Annotated in this window: 20 protein-coding genes and 1 pseudogene; 4 read left to right on the forward strand and 17 right to left on the reverse strand. The window is 38.2% G+C overall.

All coding sequences use genetic code 11. The features are described from left to right. The first annotated feature begins 43 nt into the window (after positions 1–43). Positions 44–301 (forward strand): GlsB/YeaQ/YmgE family stress response membrane protein, encoded by a 258-nt coding sequence (locus PI85_RS08575; RefSeq protein ID WP_004231402.1) that lies wholly within the window; start codon positions 44–46, stop codon positions 299–301. A 35-nt stretch (positions 302–336) separates the two neighbouring features. On the opposite strand, the gene PI85_RS08580 is transcribed toward PI85_RS08575, so the two are convergent. After that, positions 337–1,035, reverse strand: a complete 699-nt coding sequence (locus tag PI85_RS08580) for a lytic transglycosylase domain-containing protein (RefSeq protein ID WP_036126745.1) — start codon at positions 1,033–1,035, stop codon at positions 337–339. A gap of 192 nt (positions 1,036–1,227) precedes the next feature. On the opposite strand from PI85_RS08580, the gene mscL reads away from it, so the two are divergent. The 3 genes from mscL (at position 1,228) to PI85_RS08600 (ending at position 4,239) form a co-directional block, all read left to right on the forward strand. Continuing rightward, entirely contained in the window at positions 1,228–1,617 is a 390-nt protein-coding gene (mscL, locus tag PI85_RS08585; RefSeq protein ID WP_008180473.1) for a large conductance mechanosensitive channel protein MscL, read from the forward strand. A 343-nt stretch (positions 1,618–1,960) separates the two neighbouring features. Further along, positions 1,961–3,076, forward strand: coding sequence for a methionine biosynthesis PLP-dependent protein (locus PI85_RS08595; RefSeq protein ID WP_008180469.1), 1,116 nt, complete (start codon positions 1,961–1,963; stop codon positions 3,074–3,076). A gap of 2 nt (positions 3,077–3,078) precedes the next feature. Next, on the forward strand, positions 3,079–4,239 hold the full coding sequence (locus PI85_RS08600) for an aminotransferase class I/II-fold pyridoxal phosphate-dependent enzyme (protein WP_036126750.1): 1,161 nt from the start codon (positions 3,079–3,081) through the stop codon (positions 4,237–4,239). A gap of 50 nt (positions 4,240–4,289) precedes the next feature. Here PI85_RS08600 and PI85_RS08605 read toward each other — a convergent pair whose 3' ends face one another. The 16 genes and pseudogenes from PI85_RS08605 to PI85_RS08670 all read right to left on the reverse strand — a co-directional run bounded on the left by PI85_RS08605 (position 4,290) and on the right by PI85_RS08670 (position 20,406). Further along, the gene (locus PI85_RS08605; RefSeq protein ID WP_036126753.1) at positions 4,290–4,721 is read right to left on the reverse strand and encodes an NUDIX domain-containing protein; all 432 of its coding nucleotides are present in this window, start codon (positions 4,719–4,721) and stop codon (positions 4,290–4,292) included. 279 nt (positions 4,722–5,000) lie between these two features. Beyond that, entirely contained in the window at positions 5,001–5,339 is a 339-nt protein-coding gene (locus tag PI85_RS08610; RefSeq protein WP_036126755.1) for a cupin domain-containing protein, read from the reverse strand. Positions 5,340–5,359: 20 nt separating this feature from the next. Next, a complete protein-coding gene (locus PI85_RS08615; RefSeq protein WP_036126756.1) occupies positions 5,360–5,896 on the reverse strand; it encodes a hypothetical protein in 537 nt (178 codons plus the stop codon). A gap of 119 nt (positions 5,897–6,015) precedes the next feature. Continuing rightward, on the reverse strand, positions 6,016–6,168 hold the full coding sequence (locus tag PI85_RS23870) for a YpzG family protein (protein ID WP_004231380.1): 153 nt from the start codon (positions 6,166–6,168) through the stop codon (positions 6,016–6,018). Positions 6,169–6,274: 106 nt separating this feature from the next. Beyond that, positions 6,275–7,453 (reverse strand): amidohydrolase, encoded by a 1,179-nt coding sequence (locus PI85_RS08620; RefSeq protein WP_235318472.1) that lies wholly within the window; start codon positions 7,451–7,453, stop codon positions 6,275–6,277. Positions 7,454–7,467: 14 nt separating this feature from the next. Next, on the reverse strand, positions 7,468–8,655 hold the full coding sequence (locus PI85_RS08625; protein ID WP_036126760.1) for a hypothetical protein: 1,188 nt from the start codon (positions 8,653–8,655) through the stop codon (positions 7,468–7,470). Positions 8,656–8,999: 344 nt separating this feature from the next. Beyond that, positions 9,000–10,973: an AraC family transcriptional regulator gene (locus PI85_RS08630; RefSeq protein ID WP_036126764.1), complete on the reverse strand. Its 1,974-nt coding sequence runs from the start codon at positions 10,971–10,973 to the stop codon at positions 9,000–9,002. A gap of 129 nt (positions 10,974–11,102) precedes the next feature. Next, positions 11,103–11,417 carry a DUF3784 domain-containing protein gene (locus tag PI85_RS08635; protein WP_051998130.1) on the reverse strand — a complete coding sequence of 105 codons (315 nt, stop codon included), beginning with the start codon at positions 11,415–11,417 and terminating at the stop codon, positions 11,103–11,105. A gap of 11 nt (positions 11,418–11,428) precedes the next feature. After that, complete coding sequence (locus PI85_RS08640; protein ID WP_036126765.1) at positions 11,429–12,712, reverse strand: alpha/beta hydrolase; 1,284 nt, start codon at positions 12,710–12,712, stop codon at positions 11,429–11,431. A gap of 733 nt (positions 12,713–13,445) precedes the next feature. Further along, a pseudogene (locus PI85_RS24855) lies at positions 13,446–13,595 on the reverse strand (winged helix-turn-helix transcriptional regulator); the annotation flags it as partial. A 238-nt stretch (positions 13,596–13,833) separates the two neighbouring features. Then, positions 13,834–15,216 (reverse strand): argininosuccinate lyase, encoded by a 1,383-nt coding sequence (argH, locus tag PI85_RS08645; protein ID WP_036126767.1) that lies wholly within the window; start codon positions 15,214–15,216, stop codon positions 13,834–13,836. An 80-nt stretch (positions 15,217–15,296) separates the two neighbouring features. After that, positions 15,297–16,490 (reverse strand): argininosuccinate synthase, encoded by a 1,194-nt coding sequence (locus PI85_RS08650; protein ID WP_036126768.1) that lies wholly within the window; start codon positions 16,488–16,490, stop codon positions 15,297–15,299. A gap of 410 nt (positions 16,491–16,900) precedes the next feature. Further along, the gene (locus PI85_RS08655; RefSeq protein WP_036126771.1) at positions 16,901–17,704 is read right to left on the reverse strand and encodes a CPBP family intramembrane glutamic endopeptidase; all 804 of its coding nucleotides are present in this window, start codon (positions 17,702–17,704) and stop codon (positions 16,901–16,903) included. Positions 17,705–17,790: 86 nt separating this feature from the next. Then, entirely contained in the window at positions 17,791–18,585 is a 795-nt protein-coding gene (locus PI85_RS08660) for a MerR family transcriptional regulator (protein WP_036126773.1), read from the reverse strand. A gap of 73 nt (positions 18,586–18,658) precedes the next feature. Continuing rightward, positions 18,659–19,408 carry an SDR family oxidoreductase gene (locus PI85_RS08665; protein WP_036126775.1) on the reverse strand — a complete coding sequence of 250 codons (750 nt, stop codon included), beginning with the start codon at positions 19,406–19,408 and terminating at the stop codon, positions 18,659–18,661. An 8-nt stretch (positions 19,409–19,416) separates the two neighbouring features. After that, on the reverse strand, positions 19,417–20,406 hold the full coding sequence (locus PI85_RS08670) for an MBL fold metallo-hydrolase (protein WP_042737448.1): 990 nt from the start codon (positions 20,404–20,406) through the stop codon (positions 19,417–19,419). Positions 20,407–20,489: the final 83 nt, after the last annotated feature.

Genomic DNA, 20,489 nt, shown 5'->3' on the forward strand with positions numbered 1-20,489 from the left:
TAAGTAATCGCCATTATATCTTAACTTTAAGGAGATGAGAAATATGATTAGTTTCATTTGGTATTTAATCATCGGAGGGATTCTTGGATGGTTAGCAGGCGTAATTTTAGGTAAGGATGTACCTGGTGGTATCATTGGTAATATTATTGCGGGGATTGTCGGTTCTTGGATCGGTAGTATGGTTTTAGGGAACTGGGGATGGAGAGTTAGTGATTTCTACGTATTCCCTGCGTTAATCGGTGCTATCGTGCTGATATTTATCGTAAGCCTTATTCTCAAAGGTATGCGTAAAGCAACTTAAATATGCGATGAAGAGCCATCCAATGTGATGGCTCTTTATTTTTCCTGATGTAAAAGAACTGCCGTTTTTAACTCATCGTGATAAGCGTTGTACAATTGATAGTAAGACAACACATCTTCCACATATTCCTCACTGTGATTATATTGAAAAACCGCCTTTTTAATTTCACCTTGTGCGGCACCATATTTCGACAAGTAATTAGCTGCACTAAAAACTGCATCCTCTATGTCATATGGATCAGCAACCCCATCACCATTTGCATCAACTCCATATCCCCCGTATTTCGCAATGGTCTGCGGGCTCATTAGTTCAGTCTTGGATATATCGCCCTTCCCTAAACCTGAGCAAGTGGGATGCTTCCAGCCAACAAATGTGCAAGGCATAAATTGCATATGCCCTTCTGCACCTGCTGACGATACCATCGTTTTCACTGTCGAAAAACGAGTCTCAATGCGATGATGTGCAGCAAGTAAGGTCCAAGGTACGCCATACTTCTCCTCCGCCGCTATGTATACAGGAATAAATTTTTCAGGAATGCTTATATCAAAATGCTCCTGAATTTCTTCTATCGCCTTTTCCTGAGCAAGCTTTTCAAAAATCGGTAAGGTTTGAAGCTCCTTCCAAGCAAAAAAGGTAAGGACGTATACGGTTATTGCAATTGGAATCAATAATGCTATCATACCCAATTTTGTCGCGGGTGATAACATCGGTTTGTTATTCTTTTTTTTAGCCATAAGTCACACCTAATCTAGTAGTCTACTTCCATATTACCAAATTTTCGAAATAAGTAGTGAAATTTTTTAAGTCATACAACCTAGCAGCATAGGACATCATTTCCACTACGAAAGCAGTTGAAAGACTTGGGAAAAATATAGTAAAATACAAATTGATTAATTTTAAGGATCATAATAGGGAGGAATTTTATTTTGTGGAAAGACTTTAAAGAATTTGCGATGAAAGGCAATATTATCGATTTAGCAGTAGCGGTTGTCATTGGTGGTGCTTTCGGTAAAATTGTAACCTCCTTAGTTGAAAATATCATTATGCCATTAGTTGGTGTGTTAACAGGTGGTATTGATTTAACAGCAAGCTTTGTCTATGGCTCGGGTGACGCTCAAATCAAATTAGGCGTATTTTTACAATCAATTATTGATTTTTTAATTATTGCGTTTGCAATTTTTATGGCTTTACGAATTATGACGAAGCTTACCAATAAAAAGGAAGAAGCAGTCGTGGAAGAACCAACTCCTGAGCTGGATGCCAAGGAAGAGCTTCTAAAGGAAATCCGCGATTTATTAAAAAAGGAACAAGCCTAATATCTATCGCTACTTCGAATCTGTCTCATTCCAATGAGGCAGATTCTTTTTCATTAGCAGAAAAATACCTCCAATGGCTTTTCTTCAAATCTACATTGCTCCCTCAACGATTAATGAACTTACTTCCAGTGAAGCCGCATTGTCAGACATAGAAATAATCCATTCCCCACTATAACCTACTATTCCTACGTGATTAACATAAAATAATCTAGCTAATTTTCTGAAATCACCCTTGTTCTTCTTGAATATCCATGTTAAATTGGTAACAATTATTGAGATTACTACTATTAAATGAAAAGCGAATAGTCCCGCTTTACATAATATTGGAGAAAAGAGTGACGTCATGACATTAAACAGAAGCATTGAAACAAAACTAGTACAACTAGGTAATTTAAGTGACCCAACAACGGGAGCGGTTAGTCCACCTATTCATTTATCAACGGCTTATAAACATGCTGGTATTGGGGAATCTACAGGCTTTGACTACACACGGACAAAAAATCCAACCCGTGCTCTTTTAGAAGCAGGCTTTGCTGATTTAGAGGGTGGCGATATGGGCTTTGCCTGTAGCTCTGGGATGGCTGCCATCCAATTAGTATTATCTATATTTAAACCAGGCGACGAATTAGTGGTGCCAGATGATTTATATGGCGGTACATATAGACTATTTAACTTCTTCCAAGAGACATATAATATTAAGCCTGTTTATTCAAAATTCGAATCAGTGGAGCAGGTAGAAGCATTAATAAATGAAAATACACGTGCCTTATTCATCGAAACACCAACGAATCCGCTTATGCAGGAATTTGATTTACAGGTGTATGCTGAGCTTGCACATAAACACGGTGCTTTGTTAATTGTAGATAATACATTCTATACACCGTACTTCCAACGTCCTATTGATTTGGGAGCAGATATTGTGCTTCACTCCGCAACAAAGTATATTGGCGGACATAATGATGTCTTAGCTGGGATCGTAGTAGCTAAAGGCACAGAATTAGCTGAACGCATTGGCTTTATTCATAATGGTAGTGGCATGGTGCTTGGTGCTATGGATTCTTGGTTACTTATTCGTGGCTTAAAAACAATGCACCTTCGCTTAAAGCAACATGATGCCAATGCCAAAGCTATTGCTGCTTACTTAGAGGAAGAGGCACTAGTTACAGATGTCCTTTATACAGGAAAAGGTGGTATGCTGTCATTCCGCTTACAAAAACCAGAGTGGATTGACCCATTCCTTCGTAACTTAAAGTTAATTACTTTTGCTGAAAGTCTTGGTGGTGTGGAAAGCTTTATTACATATCCAGCTACTCAAACACATGCAGATATGCCTTATGAAGAACGAGTTGAACGTGGTGTTTGCGATCGTTTACTACGCTTCTCAGTTGGTATTGAGGAAGCAGAAGATTTAATCGCAGACTTACAACAAGTATTTGATATCCTAAGAAAAGAGGCATAATGATGAAGCAACATATTGAAACTAGCCTCATTCATGCGGGTGTTCGTGATGGCTACTCAAATAAAAAAGGGGCAGTCAATGTTCCTATGTACCTTTCCTCTACTTTCCACCAAGAGAGTATAGATGAGTTTGGCGAATATGATTATGCGCGTTCTGGTAACCCTACGCGCGATGCTCTAGAAAAAGCGATAGCAGAGCTTGAAGGTGGAGTTCGTGCCCATGCCTTTTCTTCAGGGATTGCTGCGGTTTCAGCCGCTTTAATGCTGTTATCACAGGGCGACCATATCGTCATGACTGAAGATGTTTATGGTGGAACATATCGTTTTGTGACAAAGGTATTACCGCGCTTTGGGATTTCCCACACTTTTGTAGATTTCACAGATATAGCAGCCGTGGAAGCTGCAATAACGCCGGCTACAAAACTACTTTATATGGAAACACCATCTAATCCAACGTTAGGCATTACAGATATTCGTGGTGTAGTAGAGCTGGCGAAACAACACCAATGTCTAACATTTTTAGATAATACATTTATGACACCATTACATCAACGTCCGTTAGAACTAGGTGTTGATGTCGTTATTCATAGTGCGACGAAGTTTTTATCGGGGCATTCTGATATTATTGCAGGATTAACAGTCACAGCTGATGAAAAGCTAGGACAGGACTTATACTTTATCCAAAATTCATTTGGCAATATATTGGGCGTGCAGGATTCCTTTACACTCTTGCAAAACATTAAAACGACAGATGTCCGCTTTAGCCGTTCTGCACAATCTGCTCAAAAAATTGCTGAGTTTTTAGCAACTCATACACTGGTGGAACAAGTCTATTACCCTGGATTATCCTCACATCCAGGTCATAACATCCATCAGCGTCAAAGTACAAGCTCTGGAGCAGTTTTATCTTTCCGCTTACCAAGCTATGCTTCCGCAAAAGCATTAGTCGAGGCAATGAAAATTCCAGTTTTCGCTGTTTCACTTGGTGGTGTGGAATCCATTCTTTCTTATCCGGCAAAGATGAGCCATGCCGCTATGGAGCCTGAGGAACGTGCCAAACGTGGGATCACAGACGGACTTTTACGTTTTTCTGTAGGACTCGAGCATGTAGATGATTTAATAGCCGATTTCGCACAGGCTTTAGAGGTCGCTGCAAAAGCTTAATCGAATAAACATTAAAACCGCGCCAATAATGTCGCGGTTTTTCTGTACGCTCAATTTTTCACCTTAGCCAATACACGATATAAATAATCGCCATGCCCCTTAGCTAACAAAGTATCTTGCTCAGCTGATATCCAGTAAAAAGAAAAAAGTAAATCAGCTTCATTCAACCCAGTAGGATAATGTTGCCAGGTTTCCTTTGTTTCTCCGGAGATAGTTAAATGATAAAAATAACGTTTCTGTAAAACACCTGATGGATGGTTAAAGTAATCCTGTGCAATGAGCCCTTGAACAACAAGTGTTGTTAGGCCTGTCTCCTCCAGCATCTCCCGCTTTACGGCCTCTAACGGTGTTTCCCCTTCTTCAATCGTACCTTTGGGAACTTGAATACCTGCCCCTACTGTATTTTGTTCAAATACGAGAACTTGAATTTGCTCCCCATGCTCTCTTGTAATATAGCCAAATGCTTTTTCAATTACTTGCATGAAGTCTTCCCCCTATCTAATTGTGCGTTACAATAAAGATAAAAATTGGAATTGCAGGTGAAAAGTGTTGACATCTATTATACGTCAGATGCAAGAAAATGACATTACTTTTGTACAAGAAAATACTAGTCAAAGCCGGTATCATACCTCACTCTAACATTGCTTTAGTCACCGATTTTAGAGGGTTTTATTGAACTATTCTCATCAGAGCATGGATTGGCATATATTTTTCAGTCTTATGCATTCTGCTATTGCCCAGTACGCTACCACATGTTTTATTTATGTAAGATTAATTTGTTCGGCCTGAATAACAAGCGCTGTTAATCCTGTTGTACTGCCAGATTCATGTGCTTGTCCTTGTTGCCAAAGAACGCCATCTCCTGTTGCAATATCGACTCTTTTTCCATCCTCACCACAAACCCAGCCTTCACCTTGAATAACAATCAATAATTGTGGTACAGGTGCTTCATGCATGCCTACCAAACCATTTGGTTCAATATAGATAAAGCCGATATTCGTGGGAACTGCCGTTTTCATGATTTTTTGATAAAACGCATTTATGGACTCATAAGAGTGAATGTGATTCGCTAAATCTTGAGAAAAATGAAATAGTTGCATCTAATTTGATTCCTTTCACGCTAAGCTAATTCTTCCTGGGCAAATGCTAATAATGTTCCATCCTCTTTTTTAGTATAAAAAACAAATGCATCATAGCCATTTCTTTTTACCGTCTCCCAATCTGTTGTTTCACCATTCATTAACTGTACATTTCCTTGTTCATCGACCTCATAGTCATCCACTTCTTCATCATAATCAATGTTATAAAAAAATGATAAGATCACTTCAGTGGCGGGCATATTATATGACTGTAGAGGACGGTTGCCACGTTGTTCTTCTGTATAGTCATCACAAAACAACGCATTATAACCGTGTAGGGTCGCATCAAAAAGCAAAATTTCCTCTGCTGTTAATGGGTCCTTGGCAACGATTTTAGCAGTCGAACCTGAAATGAATGGTAAAACCTCCCCTTCTAAGGCTAATAAATCACCATAATACCAAATTTCAAATTGCGTGTTATTTGAAGTAGAGCAAAGCTGTAATTGTGATTCGACCCCTTCTGGCTGTTGAATCCTTGTTGTGAAATGCTGTAAATAAGTAGGAATAAGATTGTTCATAGTTGGCTTCACTCCCCTTTTATTCAATCCCTTTTCAGTATGATCATACATTATATATTACACAAAAAGAAAAGCCCAGAAAATTTCTGGGCTTGATGACACTTACTTTTCTAGCATGATTAAAACTGACGGGCCTTTGCTTCGCTTCGCAAGAGACGGTTATGAAGAGTGATCTCCGTTTCCCCGTTTACTTGCGATTTTGATCGCTTAATCCTTGACCAGTTGCGGTGGATTTTTTGAGATTTGGGGTCTAATTGTTCGAACCTACTCATTTTTCATCCTCCTCATCATTATAGATTTCATAAGTGAAATCTTTTTTATTATGACCAGCTAGCATGGAATTATACAATGACTAAAATTACCGCTTACGTTTTCATATTATTTATTTTCTTGTAGCCAAGTTAACGCATATTGCACATATAATTCTGCTCCAATTCGCAAACCATCTTCGTCAATATCAAAATGACCATTATGATGTGCCCAGCGTGTATCTTTTTCTGTATTTCCAGAACCTACCAACGCAAAACAACCTGGCACTTCATCTAAATAAAAGCTGAAATCCTCGCCACCCATCGTTGGGTCGTCTAAATGATAAGCTTCAGCACCAAAATGCTCCATTGCTAAACGTTCAACTAAGTCGGCACTAGCTTTATCGTTGTTGACGGCTTGAGTACCGTATTCATAAATAACCTCAGCTGTTCCACCATAGAGTATTGCAACTTGATCAGCATAATGGCGAATTTGCGCTTCCATATGCATACGTACGTCTTGATCGAAGCAACGCACAGTTCCTTCCAAAATAGCGTCTTCGGCAATTACATTGAAACGGGTACCGACATCCATTTTACCAATGGTTAAGACAGCTGGGCGAAGTGGATTGACTGTACGCGATACAACCGTTTGAACATTCAACGCAAAGGTCGAAGCAATCATCACTGCATCGATAGCATCATGTGGCGCTGCAGCATGACCACCCTGACCTTTGAAAGTTACTTTAAAAATATCAGCAGAGGCAAACGCAGGTCCTTTATTGCACTGGATTTTTCCTGTGTCTATTTGTGACCAAATATGAATACCGAATGCGTTATCTACACCTTCCATAGCGCCTTGCTCAACCATTGCTTTTGCCCCTGTAGCAACTTCTTCAGCAGGCTGGAAAATAAATCGAACTGTCCCTTCTATTTCGTCACGGACTGCATGTAAAGTTTTAGCGGCAATTAATAGCATGGCTGTATGGGCATCATGACCACATGCATGCATCTTTCCATTTGTTTTAGATCGATATGGAATATCCTCTCGAATTTCACAAACGGATAAGGCATCCATATCCGCTCGTAGGGCAACCGTTTTTCCTTCCTTGTTCCCTTTTAATTCAGCAATAATACCTGTGGGTTCTGTTCGTCTATAAGGAATACCTAGCTTATCTAAATAAGCTGCTACATAATTCGTTGTTTCATATTCCTCCCACGAAAGCTCCGGCTCACTATGTAATGTTTGACGAATCGCCACAAGCTCACTGTTAAGATCAGCAATGATAGGTTTAATATTAGTCATGATTACTCTCTCCTTTTTTATAACCAATTGACGAAAATACCCGCTAAAATAACCGATGTTATGGTTACACTAATGAAGCCTCCAACAAGCATAGGTGGCAGCATACGACTTAGCAGCATTTCACGCTCTTTTTCATCCGTCGTCGATGATTTCACCACTTCATTCGTTAAAATATAATCTGCGGGGAAACCATATAGCGCTGTTAAGGAAACCGCAAACGCTAAGTTCGGGCTAACTTTTAATATTTTCCCTGCGATGAACGAGAAAATATACATGCCGGCTACAGCTAGGACAATCGAAACAACTAACGGAACAATAATGCGCATTAGCATTTCAGGGGTTGCCTGTTTTAAGCCGTCGAATATAAAGAGCATTAAGCCCATAATGGCAAAGCCAAAGCCATTTGCTTTTTGTAACGGTTGCTTTTCTAAAAAACCAATTGTTGAAGCAAGTACACCAAACACTAAGCACAGTACTAGCGCATTAACTGTCACAATTGGAGCTAATACGGTCGATGTACCGTAGGCCAATAAACCAATAAGCGCTAAACGGAAAAATTTAAAATATTCTGTATTATAATTGGCAGGCATCTTCCTAAATAATTTAGGCTGTTCAGTAGCAGCGTTTTCTTCTTCCTGCACTTGTGAAATCGTATGTAGCTTACCTTGTTGGTGTTCTTTTAATAAACGTTTTGCTTCACGTTTTAATACAATTGAAGTAATCGGATAGCCTGCAAATCCTTGAATGACATAAATAACAATTGCAAAAACTGCTAAATCCTCTAAGCCAGCAGCCGAGGCACCTTCTGACATGACTAATGCAGCCACAACTCCTCCAACCAATGGTGGAACTGCCACAATCATTGTTTTCAAATCAAAAATCATGGCGCCAAAGGTAAATAAAATAGCAATAATTCCTACAATACCGGCCAATGAAATGACAATTGCCTTCCACTGGTTTTTCAATTCCTTGAGTGACAGAAGTGTCCCCATATTGGTAATTAATAAATACATTAACATCGTGGCAACTACTGGACCGATCCCGGCAATACTAACAATATCTTTCGGGAAAAACGTCCAATAGCCGATTAAAAATAATACCGCACAGACGAACACAGATGGAATCCAAGCCTTTGTTCTTGTTGCGACAATATCTCCGATGTAAAGAATAGCAAGTACTATCGTCAGTGCTAACATTTGAGACATATTAAATAATTCTCCTTACCTATTAATTTTTTAATGTCCTCTATAATAATACTTATTATTCTAAAAATTCTATTTTTACAGAAAAGAAGAAGAACAGCCCTTTTTCAAGCATATTTGTGACATTAAATTTACAGTTTCCTAAATATTCAGTTTTTTAAGTATTGATAAAAAGTAGAACCTTGCTTAATAGGCTCTACTTCATTTCATAAATTCTATGCTATTAATATTATAAAATAGTCATACAACATGCAATTATTGTCATTAGGACCAATCTCAGCATAGACCCTCCTCTAAAACAAGCCACCGAGGAGGGTTTATGTTAAAACAAATTCAGGTTATGTTGGTCACTGTTTTTTCTCTAATAAAACGTTGACAATTTTATCAAGCTGAAGATCTAAAGAGTATGGATCCTCCATGACGAATTCATCATCGAATTCACCATACATATAAACATGGCCATTTTTCACTGCAGGGGCTCCTTGCCAAATAGGGCTGTTCAATATCTCCTCTGCATCTTCTTGCGAATTCACATAGACAAATACATGATCGCCTAAATACTCGGGCAGCACCTCTAGCGAAATATTTTCAAAGCCTTCTTTCATATTTAATGCTTGTTCTGTAGGAGGTAATTTCAACATCTGATAAATGGTATTACTACCATAATTCCCACCCTCAGCAGCTAACACAAACAAACCTGTAGGGCTTAATTGCACAATTGATACCGTTTCTCCTTCCTTAATAATGCCTTTTATTTGTTTTCGAGCATCTTCTACCTTGCGCTCATATCCTGTTATCCATTCCTCCGCTTCTTGCTCTTTACCAAATACTTCAGCAATTCTTCTGAATTTTTCCAAAGGCCCTGCCGTTGAAAGTTCTTCCCAATACGGGATAAAAACTGTCGTTCCTATTTTTTCGTATTGTTCAATATTTTTTTCGATTGATCCAATAATTAAATCGGGCTCTAACATAATGAGTTTTTCTGGGTTCATTGGAAAGTTACCCAAGTTCTCAATTTTATCGAGTGTTTCTTGCGGAATACCTGATTTTTTTATCCACCCTTCCGTTAACATTCCTTCACGAACCCCGATTGGTATAATGCCTAGCTTTAATAGTTGTCCCATATATTGATCAGCCGCTACACGCTGTGGCTGTGCTGGAATTTCAACATCACCTCTTGGCGTAGCAACAATTCTTGTTTTCCCTTCCTGCATCACTTCTTGCCCACTATTCGCCTTTGTTTCTTGATTGGCAGCTGGTGTAGCCCCATTTGTAGTTGTTGCATTTGAGCATGCAGCTAATAATAATGATAGACACATAAACAACGTCATGGCCGTTACCTTCATGTTTTTAAACTTCGACATTTCGCTTGCTCCCTTTCGTTGATAATGATTTTCAATTTCATCATCAATATACCATTCGATAGGATTTGGGAGAATAGCATATCTTCTTCTCCAAAATGGCAATTCTTCATCTTCGCTTTTTTGTTTCCATGCTTTTTTAAATTGAGCTGGAGAAATGCCCTTATGTCGTTTAAAGCTTCGACTTAATGAATAGCCATCTGGATAACCAACATGATCAGCAATATCCTGCAATGTCGCATCTGTTTGTACTAGCAATTTCGCTGCTTTATTTATACGCATGACACCCAAATAATGAATCGGGCTAGTATGCATTTTTTCTTTAAATAACTTAGATAAATAACCTACACTACAAGATAATTCCTGAGCCAGCTTTTCAAGCGTCAATGGCCTCTGATAATGTTCCTCAATATAGCGAACGGCTTCTGTAACTATATCTGGCTTTATAGGGTGAATTCCCTGGTTATGCATTTGTCGTAGTAATTCATAAATATATTGATAAAACAATGCTTTTATATGTAAACGTTTCAGCTCTTTTTCATTGGGTTGTAGCCAAAACGTATTCATTTGCTCCACTTTATCAAGCAGAGTAAGTGGATTAGCTGGTGCGAAAGCATACTGGTATTGAAACGGATTGTCGTTTTCCAACAAAGCTACAATTTCTTGTCGATTCGGTAACGGTAGAGTGGTTTTATAGAAAATCAGAAAATAATCAAATTCCTTCTCTGCTACAATCTGTATACATACACCTTTTCCTGCATGAAAGGCATGAAAGGATTGTACTAAATGCCTATTTTTATCGACCCATATTTGAGCATCGCCTCTTTTTGTATACAGAAAGGCATTCATAGGCAATGGATAAGGGCCGAATGCTTCTCCTTGTTCCATCATTGTAAAACGTATATCCATGATTTTAATGTACGCGTGATTCCACAAAAGTATATGGTCGCTTAATTTCATTTAGCTCAAGCACTCCTTCTAGTTTAACCATTGACATGGCACTAGTTTAACAGAATTCCAGATAAATGATAATGATTCTCATACAAAAAGGACTTGTCATTGTTGCGATCAAGTCCTTCTTTGTATTTTTTATTTTTTGAATCGATTACCTGTGTTCATATAGATCATTAAAAAAATCGTAAGCACTACAAAAAGAACAAGACCTACAATAAATAACCACTGTGTTTGAAATAGTTCATTCAGCACCCATAAAAGTACACAAAAACAGTAGCCATACATCATCTTCCCCATAAATTTTGCAAGTGCTATTTCGTCATACGTATCTTTTTCGTCTTGTGACATTGTGTTAAAGCCAGCAATTAGAAAAGTTCCTTTCCCCTGTGATAATACAAGGGCAAAGATGAGAAACGGAAGCATGATGATTAAATATACAAAAACACCCAAAGTGACTCAGCCTACTTTCCATTAATAAATTGTTGAATAGCTGGTAGTAAATCTTCATGTAGTGGAAGTGTTGGGTCTGCATAGGTTGCTAAATTCGCGGCATAGTCTTCTGGTGCCTTTTTCAACACATGGTTCATTCCCTCCATATAAAGAAGCTTTGCATCAGGGTTACCTTTCTTTAATGCCTCTGCATCGACTTCCTTCACTTGTAAATCAGTCGTTCCTTGCACAAGTAGTACAGGACTCTTTACTTTTCCAAGCTCTGTGGCTGGATTATACTTTAACACGGAAATAAGGAAAGGCTGTATAGAAGGACGGAAGACTGCTTGTAATTCTGGCGAAATATGTTCCACTTGCGTTCCTTGCTTTAGAGCTGCCAAAATGTCCTTTGATTCTTTGAATAAATTTGGTGCTAGCTGACTTTTTAATTGCTCCACTAAAACTTCATCCATTGGACGTCCAGCACCTGCAATCGAAACAAAGGATGCTACTCCTGTTTTTTGATCCGCTAATAAACCAATTAATGAACCTTCACTATGTCCAATGACATGAACACTTGTATAGGCTTTATTAGCCTGCAATGATTGGATGATTTGCACTGCATCTTCAACAAAATGGTCAAACGTCACATCTGCTTCTTTCGTCAAGAGTGCTTGATTATCCCCAATACCTCGTTTATCATAGCGTACAGTTGTGATTCCCTTCTGAGCCAAACCTTCAGCAATCATTTTTAAGCTATTATTTTTACCAGCTAAAACTGAATTACCATCCTTATCTGTCGGTCCAGAGCCAGCAATAATAACTGCGACTGGTGATGGAGATGTCGTATTGGCTTTTTGAAGAGCCACTATAAGGTCACCTTGCTGAACTGGAATCTTTAATGTTTCATAAGTTACTGGTTCCTCTTTATATGCTTGTAAGATAAGTGGGAAGTTCCCACCATTTTGTTGAAATGTAGCTTCTATTTGTTCATTTTTGAAAGTACCATTAATAGCAATTATTGATCCGTTTAAATGAATGGAAACGGTTACCTGATCACCTGTATATTTCACACTCTGCAACGGGAAATTAGATAGGCCCTGAGCTGGCACGGATAGAGTACCACTATTTTTCTGTAAATCAACAATGATTGGTAGCTGTCCATTCGGTGTTTCAATATTGCCTTCCCATTTTCCAATAAACTGTTCGTTCATGGCACTTTCCCCCTTGGTCTCTTTATTTTCTACAAGCTCTTCCTTTTGCCCACAGCCAGCTAAAAGTAAAAGCGTACAGCATAACACAAACAATTTTTTCAATTTACTCTCCCTTTCTATGTCAAACAAAATTGGCCATACTGCCCTACTGATTGTCATGTAACACCATTTGTTTGCAAAATTGACTATCCCATCAATGCCTTATTGTTCTTAGCTTACAAGGATGGATCGTATGTATTGGAATAAAAAATGCCCTTTTCCAAAGGTGAAATAGTGGTGCCAAAAATGCCTACTATTTATAAGCATAATACCCCTACTTCCATTGTTTTATAATTCACTGGATTAATTACACAGCTATTCCATTCGATAGGCTAATGGACACCAAACAGAATCTGTTCTATATAGATTAGTACAGATTTTTTTCATTGTCAAATGTAGGGATTATTGTAGTTTCTCCACCTCCCCCATGAAAAAGCAGCATAAAAAAGGATCCAGAAAAATTCTGGATCCATGGACACTTATTGCTTCTATTTGATTTTTTACTGAGATGGTTTACGCTTCACCTTAATCTACAGTGAAACAGAACTCTGCTTCACCTTTAGGCTTAAGTTTTAAGAAGCTTCAACCATCAACAGCTGTGGCGGACTTTCCTGAGATTCTTGGTCTTTGGGTGTTTGACTATTACTCATTCTGCATCCTCCCCATCAGGTTAGATTAATAAGTGTTTCCGCACTTATTATGAACCATTGTCCATTCGTTTATGCATGATTATTTTCTTTACCGTTTAAAACTAAAAATAATAGTACAATTCATAATTCTAATTTCTTCTCAACTTTTATGTCATTGTTCCTTGGCTTATTTGTTGTAGCTGTTCTTCTCCCCATTCACAAAGTGCATCTAAAATAGGGATTATGGATTTCCCTTTTGAAAACAAACTATACTCTACCTTTGGAGGTATTTGAGCATATTTTTTACGAATAATTAGGCATTCTCTTAGTGAACGTACTAGGAAATCGGCTTTTTCTATTTACTAATTTGTTTAGCTGAAATACAAAAACCCCAATTCCGCGTCTCCAGAATTGGGGATTGTCCTTCACGTATGTAAGGTACTCTTTTTCATGTCACCCTCTGGTTTTGTTGAAAAAGGATAAGGTTTTCATAGCGCCTCACAGGACAGCTTTAATGAATATCTATGCAAAAGTCACGAGGACATGCACGCAAAATTAATGTTGGACAGCTAGACAAGCTTGGGCTTTTTCAATTTGAATTTTGACTTGGTCAAAGCCAGTTCCCCCAAGGGAGTGACGGCGTCGGACAGCCGCTTCTGGCGTTAACACCTCATAAATATCCGAATCAATTAGCTCGCTTTCACGCTTCATCTCATCCAATGGTAAATCTAATAAGTAAATGCCTTTTTGAATACATGTGAACACAAGTTTACCTGTCACCTCATGTGCCTCACGGAAAGGCATACCTTTTGTAGCAAGGTAATCAGCTAGCTCGGTTGCGTTCGAGAAGTCAGCATGAACAGCTTGCTGTAAGCGTTCCGTATTGACAGTCATCGTACGAACCATACCTTCAAAGATTTTCAGAGAACCAAGAATCGTATGCACTGTATCAAACATGCCTTCTTTATCTTCTTGCATATCTTTGTTGTACGTTAATGGTGTTCCCTTTAAAACCGTTAACAAACCCATTAGATTTCCATAAACACGCCCTGTTTTGCCTCGAATGAGCTCAGCCATATCGGGATTTTTCTTTTGTGGCATAATGGAAGAACCTGTTGAAAAGGCATCATCCAATTCGATAAATTTAAATTCATCTGTAGACCATATAATAATTTCCTCAGCAAAGCGCGATAAATGAGCCATTAACAAGGATGCATTGCTTAAAAATTCTACAATAAAGTCACGGTCGCTTACAGCATCCATCGAGTTGGCATAAACATCATTAAATCCTAGCAATTCTGCTGATTTTAAACGGTCTATTGGGAATGTTGTCCCTGCCATCGCTCCTGCCCCTAATGGCAAAATATCAATGCGTTTGATGGATTCTGTGAAGCGTTGCTTATCACGCTCTAGCATCCAAAAATAGGCCATTAAATGATGGGCAAAAGAAATGGGCTGAGCTCGTTGTAAATGTGTGTAGCCCGGTGCAATCGTTTCAATATGCTCCTCGGCTTGGACTAATAAAGTTTGTTGGAATATAGCAATTAAATCAATTGTTTCCTGGACACGCTTTTTCAAAAAGAGATGCATATCCGTCGCAACTTGGTCATTACGGCTACGTCCTGTATGTAGTTTGCCACCAACAGGACCAATTAAATCAATGAGCATCTTTTCTAAATTTAAGTGTATATCTTCATTAGCAATGCTAAATTCAAGCTCACCTGCTATTGCCTTTTCTTTCAGTTGGGCAAGACCACTCAGTATGGCCTCTACATCAGCTGATGGTAAAATCCCTGTTGCGCCAAGCATTGTGACATGTGCAACACTACCTTCAAGGTCCTCTAGCACAAGTTGTTGATCAAAGCCAATGGATGCACCGAATTCATCTACCCATGCTTCTGCTGATTTTTGGAAACGTCCACCCCAAAGTTTTGTCATGTCAGCTCACCTTTTCCTTTATTACTTTTCAAAAGGTGTAGGGCAAGCACAAATGCTTCACCCCACCCTGCTTATTACGATTACTTTTTATTAACAGCTGAGTTCACTACAGTTGGTAGACCCCATAGTTCGATAAAGCCTACAGCGGAAGCGTGGTTGAATTGATCTTCCTTCGAATATGTGGCTAATTTTTCATTGTATAGTGAATTTGGTGATTTACGTCCTTCTACAATGGCATGCCCTTTGAATAATTTCACACGCACTGTACCATTCACATATTGCTGTGATTGGGCAAGGAATGCCTCAAGTGCATCACGTAATGGAGAGAACCATAAACCATCATAAATTAATTCAGATAGTTTTTTCTCAATGACTGGCTTGAAGTGGGCTAATTCTTTGACAAGTGTTAAATCTTCCAGCTCCTTATGAGCCGTTAACAGCACCTTAGCGCCAGGAATTTCATAAACCTCACGAGATTTAATACCTACTAAACGATTTTCAACGTGATCGATACGTCCAATGCCATGTGCACCTGCTACTGCGTTTAATTCCTGAATTAAATCAGCAAGCTTCATTTCTTTGCCGTTTAAAGCAACTGGTTTACCAGCCACGAATTCGATTTCCACATACTCTGCTTCATTTGGTGCGTTTTCTACTGAAACGGTTAAGCCATAAGCTTCTTCTGGTGGAGATACCCATGGATCTTCCATAATGCCCGCTTCATTCGCACGACCCCATAAGTTTTGGTCAATTGAAAATGGAGAATCTAATGTCGCAGGAATAGGAACATTATGTTTCATCGCATATTCAATTTCCTCATCACGGCTCCAGCCCCACTCACGAACTGGTGCTAATACTTCTAGATCAGGATTTAATGCTTTAATAGAAACTTCAAAACGAACTTGGTCATTTCCTTTTCCTGTGCAACCATGAGCGACAGCATCCGCACCTACTTGGTTCGCAATCTCAACTAATTTTTTCGAAATTAATGGACGAGAAAGAGCTGACACTAATGGATACTTTTGTTCATACCAAGTGTGTGCTTGTAATGAGATTAATGCATAGTTTTCAGCAAATTCATCCTTTGCATCCACCATATAAGATTCAATTGCTCCTACTTGTAGAGCTTTGTTTTTTACAAACTCCAGATCTTTCCCTTCACCAACGTCAAGACATACTGCGATAACGTCCCAACCTTGTTCTTTTAACCATGGAATTGCTACCGAAGTATCAAGTCCACCTGAATATGCTAGTACAACCTTTTTATTTGCCATAAAAAATGCGCCTCCATTGCTCTATAGATATGTATGTTTATACATTCAATTAAAAGTTTATACACGAATAGTATCATGTTATAAAAATAAAAACAAGTGTATTTTTATAAATTAATAGACTTTTATTTTTCTTATAAAAAGTCAGCTTACCCATACATTACTCTTAAAGAAATCAATGATATATACTCAAAAAAAACGCTTTTTTACTATAGACATAAATGTATACTGTATAAATTACAACAAAAAAGAATCCAATGTATAAACTGGATTCTTATGACACTACTAATGGATAAATAAACGAACTATCCATATTCATCTTAATGGGTCTTTGGGAGCCAATTGATCAATTGTTTTCAAGCGAGAAGCGCACCCGGCGGTAGTGTGGAAATCATCACATTGGCTTTATGATGTCATTGGCTAGGTTTATTAGACCAAACCTTATTTGGATTCATCAGTATAAGTAGAAAGGCTGCTATTGAATACAGGATAGCGTTATACATCATTAAAATAATTAAATTATCGTTTATAATGCCTATAAAAAAATTGAAGAATTGATGGATCATTATAGGAATGATTAAATTTTGATTAATTGTATAGAAGGCTGTCATAATAATGGTCGTAGAAATGATGGAAAGCATAAAGAATATGATGTATTTTAGTAGCTCCAGCCCTGTAAGTCCTGTTGTGAACCAAATAGGTAAATGCCAAATTCCCCACCAAAATCCTATGATGATTGCAGATTGTAATGACCCATATTTCTTTTGGAGCTCAAGCAACGCAAAGCCTCTCCACCCTAATTCTTCTCCTATAGGTCCTGACAATAGATTTTTAAAGAAAAAATAACTAAGCATTCCCCAAGAGGAAATAGTCAAGATAGCATCAGCTTGAGTATTTTTCATAACAAGAAGTAAGATGATCATAAAGATGGTGGCTTGAATAAGCAGAGCAGAAAGAATGACAGAAAATCGAAGCTGATTTTTAAATTTTTGTTTCACGAAATGTAAAAAATGCTGCCCTGGATAAATTTTTGAAAATAGTATGGCAAAGGCAAAAGTCGATGACCATGCAGATAGACAGCGTACTATATCGAATACCCAGGTAGGAAAGCCTAACATTTTAACGGCTCCTACAAGGCAAAAAAGTGGCAAAAAGATGATATTAGTCAGGATAATGAAACTCGCTACAGGTCTTTTTAGCTTCTTTTTTTTGTTCATATCATAAATCCCCCGTTTCGTTCTGAATACTTTCAGCTTAAACCTGGGGGTTGCTCACAGGTCAATACATATTTCCATCTATCACTCTATTTTATGGGAACATACATTTCTAAAAAAATTCGTTCTAGTCCTCCCTCGAAAGTGGCTAGTAATAAGTTAATATAAACGAGACCTAAAAGCTCATAGCCATTTTCTTTAGCTACTCTTCTAATTGTCGCCTCCACTTGGTCGTCTGTATTATTGCCACCCGTTGACCATCTTCCATCTTCAATGACCGTATATAAACAGGTAGGATGATATAAAACTTGCTCTTCTAACGTTTCCTCGTTTTCTTCTAGCTTTCGCACAATCATAAATTTTTCTTCCTGCATGCCTTGTTCATTAAACTGTATTACTCTTCTTAATGATGTCAGGATAACCGCTTTTTTTAAACTGTCTGTGTTTTCTTTAAGTGCGTCATATTCTTCATAAGCTGTATAATGGTCTATTACGCCTACCATGGCTAGAGGTTTCATTTCTTTTATCGTAAAGGTACCTAAGTATTGTTGAATTTTTTGGCAATCCTCTTGTGCATTTTGGAGTTTTTTTAACAGTAGGTTTTTATAGGCTATCTCCTCTAATACCTGTTGTTCTTTCTCCTCTAATAGGTGTTGGATTCCCTCAATACTCATGCCTTTTCTTACTTCTTGTATTCGTTTAATTTCTAAATCCAATTCTCGATAAAAATTGACGGTTGTTAAATGATATATATCCAATTGATTGTATGTTCTATAGCCATTCTCACTATTTTGTTGAGGCTTAACCAATTCCTTTTCCTCATAATATTTGATCGTATCTCTAGAAATGCCTAAAAATTTTGCCACTTGTCCAATTGTATACATAATACCCCCCTTTTCTTAGTCAGTATGAAAAAACTGTAGACATGAGAAGTACATGCTTACAGTTAGATGTTCATTATTTTTTATGGAAAAATGATTTCCCTAACAACTCAATAGTTGCAGGTGCCAGTGCATACAGTTTACTTGATAGCCCCATGATTTTTGGGAGGTTGATCTCTCGAACTGGGCGCTCAATTGTTTTAATTGTCGCCTGTGCCACTTCATCAGCTGATAATAAAAATCTACCTAAAGATTCGCGATAGCCACTTTGATCATTGGCCTTGTCTAAAAATGGTGTATCAATCGGTCCAGGGTGAATAGCCGTTACTTTTACATGATAGGGCGCAAGCTCCATCCGTAGTCCATTTGTAAATCCTACAATCGCATGCTTGGTAGCTGCATAAACACTTGCTTTCGGAGTGGCGACCTTGCCAGCCTGAGACCCAATAAAAATCAAATGCCCTTGATTTCGCTCCATCATCGTGGAAGCTAACCGTTTAGCAAGGTAAATAGGTACACTAATATTTAATTCAATCATTTGTGCAATATCCTCATCCATTAACTTTGGAGCCTCAGCAAACTTTCCAACACCAGCTGAAAGGATGGCAACATCAATGGGTGGAAGCTGCGCACAAACAGCGTCGAGTGTATGTAAATGGGTTAAATCAGCTTGAATGACTTTGGCTCCCAAACGTTCTAAAACTTTTAAAGCTACAGCATTGCGGCCTGTAGCATAAACGGTATGACCCTGCGCTACTAGTAACTCCGTTATTTTTAAGCCTACACCACTTGTTGCCCCTGTCACAAAGATCGTCTTACTATTCATATATAGTCCTACTTTCTTTTAAATAAATAGATGCCTTTTTCTGTCTTCGTTGAAGTAATATAATTATTTGCCTCTAAATAATCTAAATGCCCCAATGTTTTGGATAGTGTTAAACCAAGCATATGCTGGAAGATAGCTGGATACAATCGTTTCGTCACTTGCACAACTGTTAATTGATCATCCCCTAGTAATTCACAAACTTTCATGGATTGCTGATGCTGTCTTTCTAGTCGTTTATCAATTAAGATTGGAATGTCTTGTAGTTCAGCCCCATGTCCTGTATACATCATTTTGACAGGTAATTGGCGTAAAATTTCTAGCGATTCGTTATATTGTAATAATGATTTTGTGCGTCCCAATGAATGATCTAATGGTGGCTCAATTAAAGGGTTCGGCGTTATTTTTTCAAGTAATAAATCTCCGCCAATCACATGATGGGTTTGTTCATCCAAAAAAATAAAATGGCTTTGTGCATGCCCTAATGTTTCAATTGCCTTTAATCCTGGATGCCCAGGTACTTCATCTCCATCCGCCAAAATTTGTGTCAATGGACGTTCACCTACAAGCTCTAATTCGCGACGAACATGCACGCTTTTAGCAATATACTCTTGTGGCACCCCATGTTCAAATAAACGTTCACTGTAAAATTGCTCGTGATAACGTAAAAACTCCTCGTCATGACGAAGCCACTTATCATTATAGGCATGGCCTAAAATTTCAGCATGTGGAAATGCATCGACCCATCCCGCATGATCAGGGTGATGATGGGTGAGCACAACTTGTTCAATATCTCGCATATCGTAGCCTGCGGCACGAATTCCCCATTTCAGAGCATCATAGGCTTCTACCGTTTTTGGTCCAACATCAAAAATGCTAAGTGCATCACCTTTCACAATAAATGCATTGACATCTCCTACTTCATAGGGTGTTGGTATTTCTATTTTGTATATAGACAAAGTTGTCTCCCCCTTTTTACTCGCTAGTGAATACTGATTCATTCTATTTTACAAGTTTTTTCTGTTTTCGTCATCTTCCTGTTGACAGGTAGCTCATCCATCACTATAATTTTGAATAATCTAAT

This window comes from Lysinibacillus sp. A1, from assembly GCF_000801965.1.
Classification (GTDB): domain Bacteria; phylum Bacillota; class Bacilli; order Bacillales_A; family Planococcaceae; genus Lysinibacillus; species Lysinibacillus fusiformis.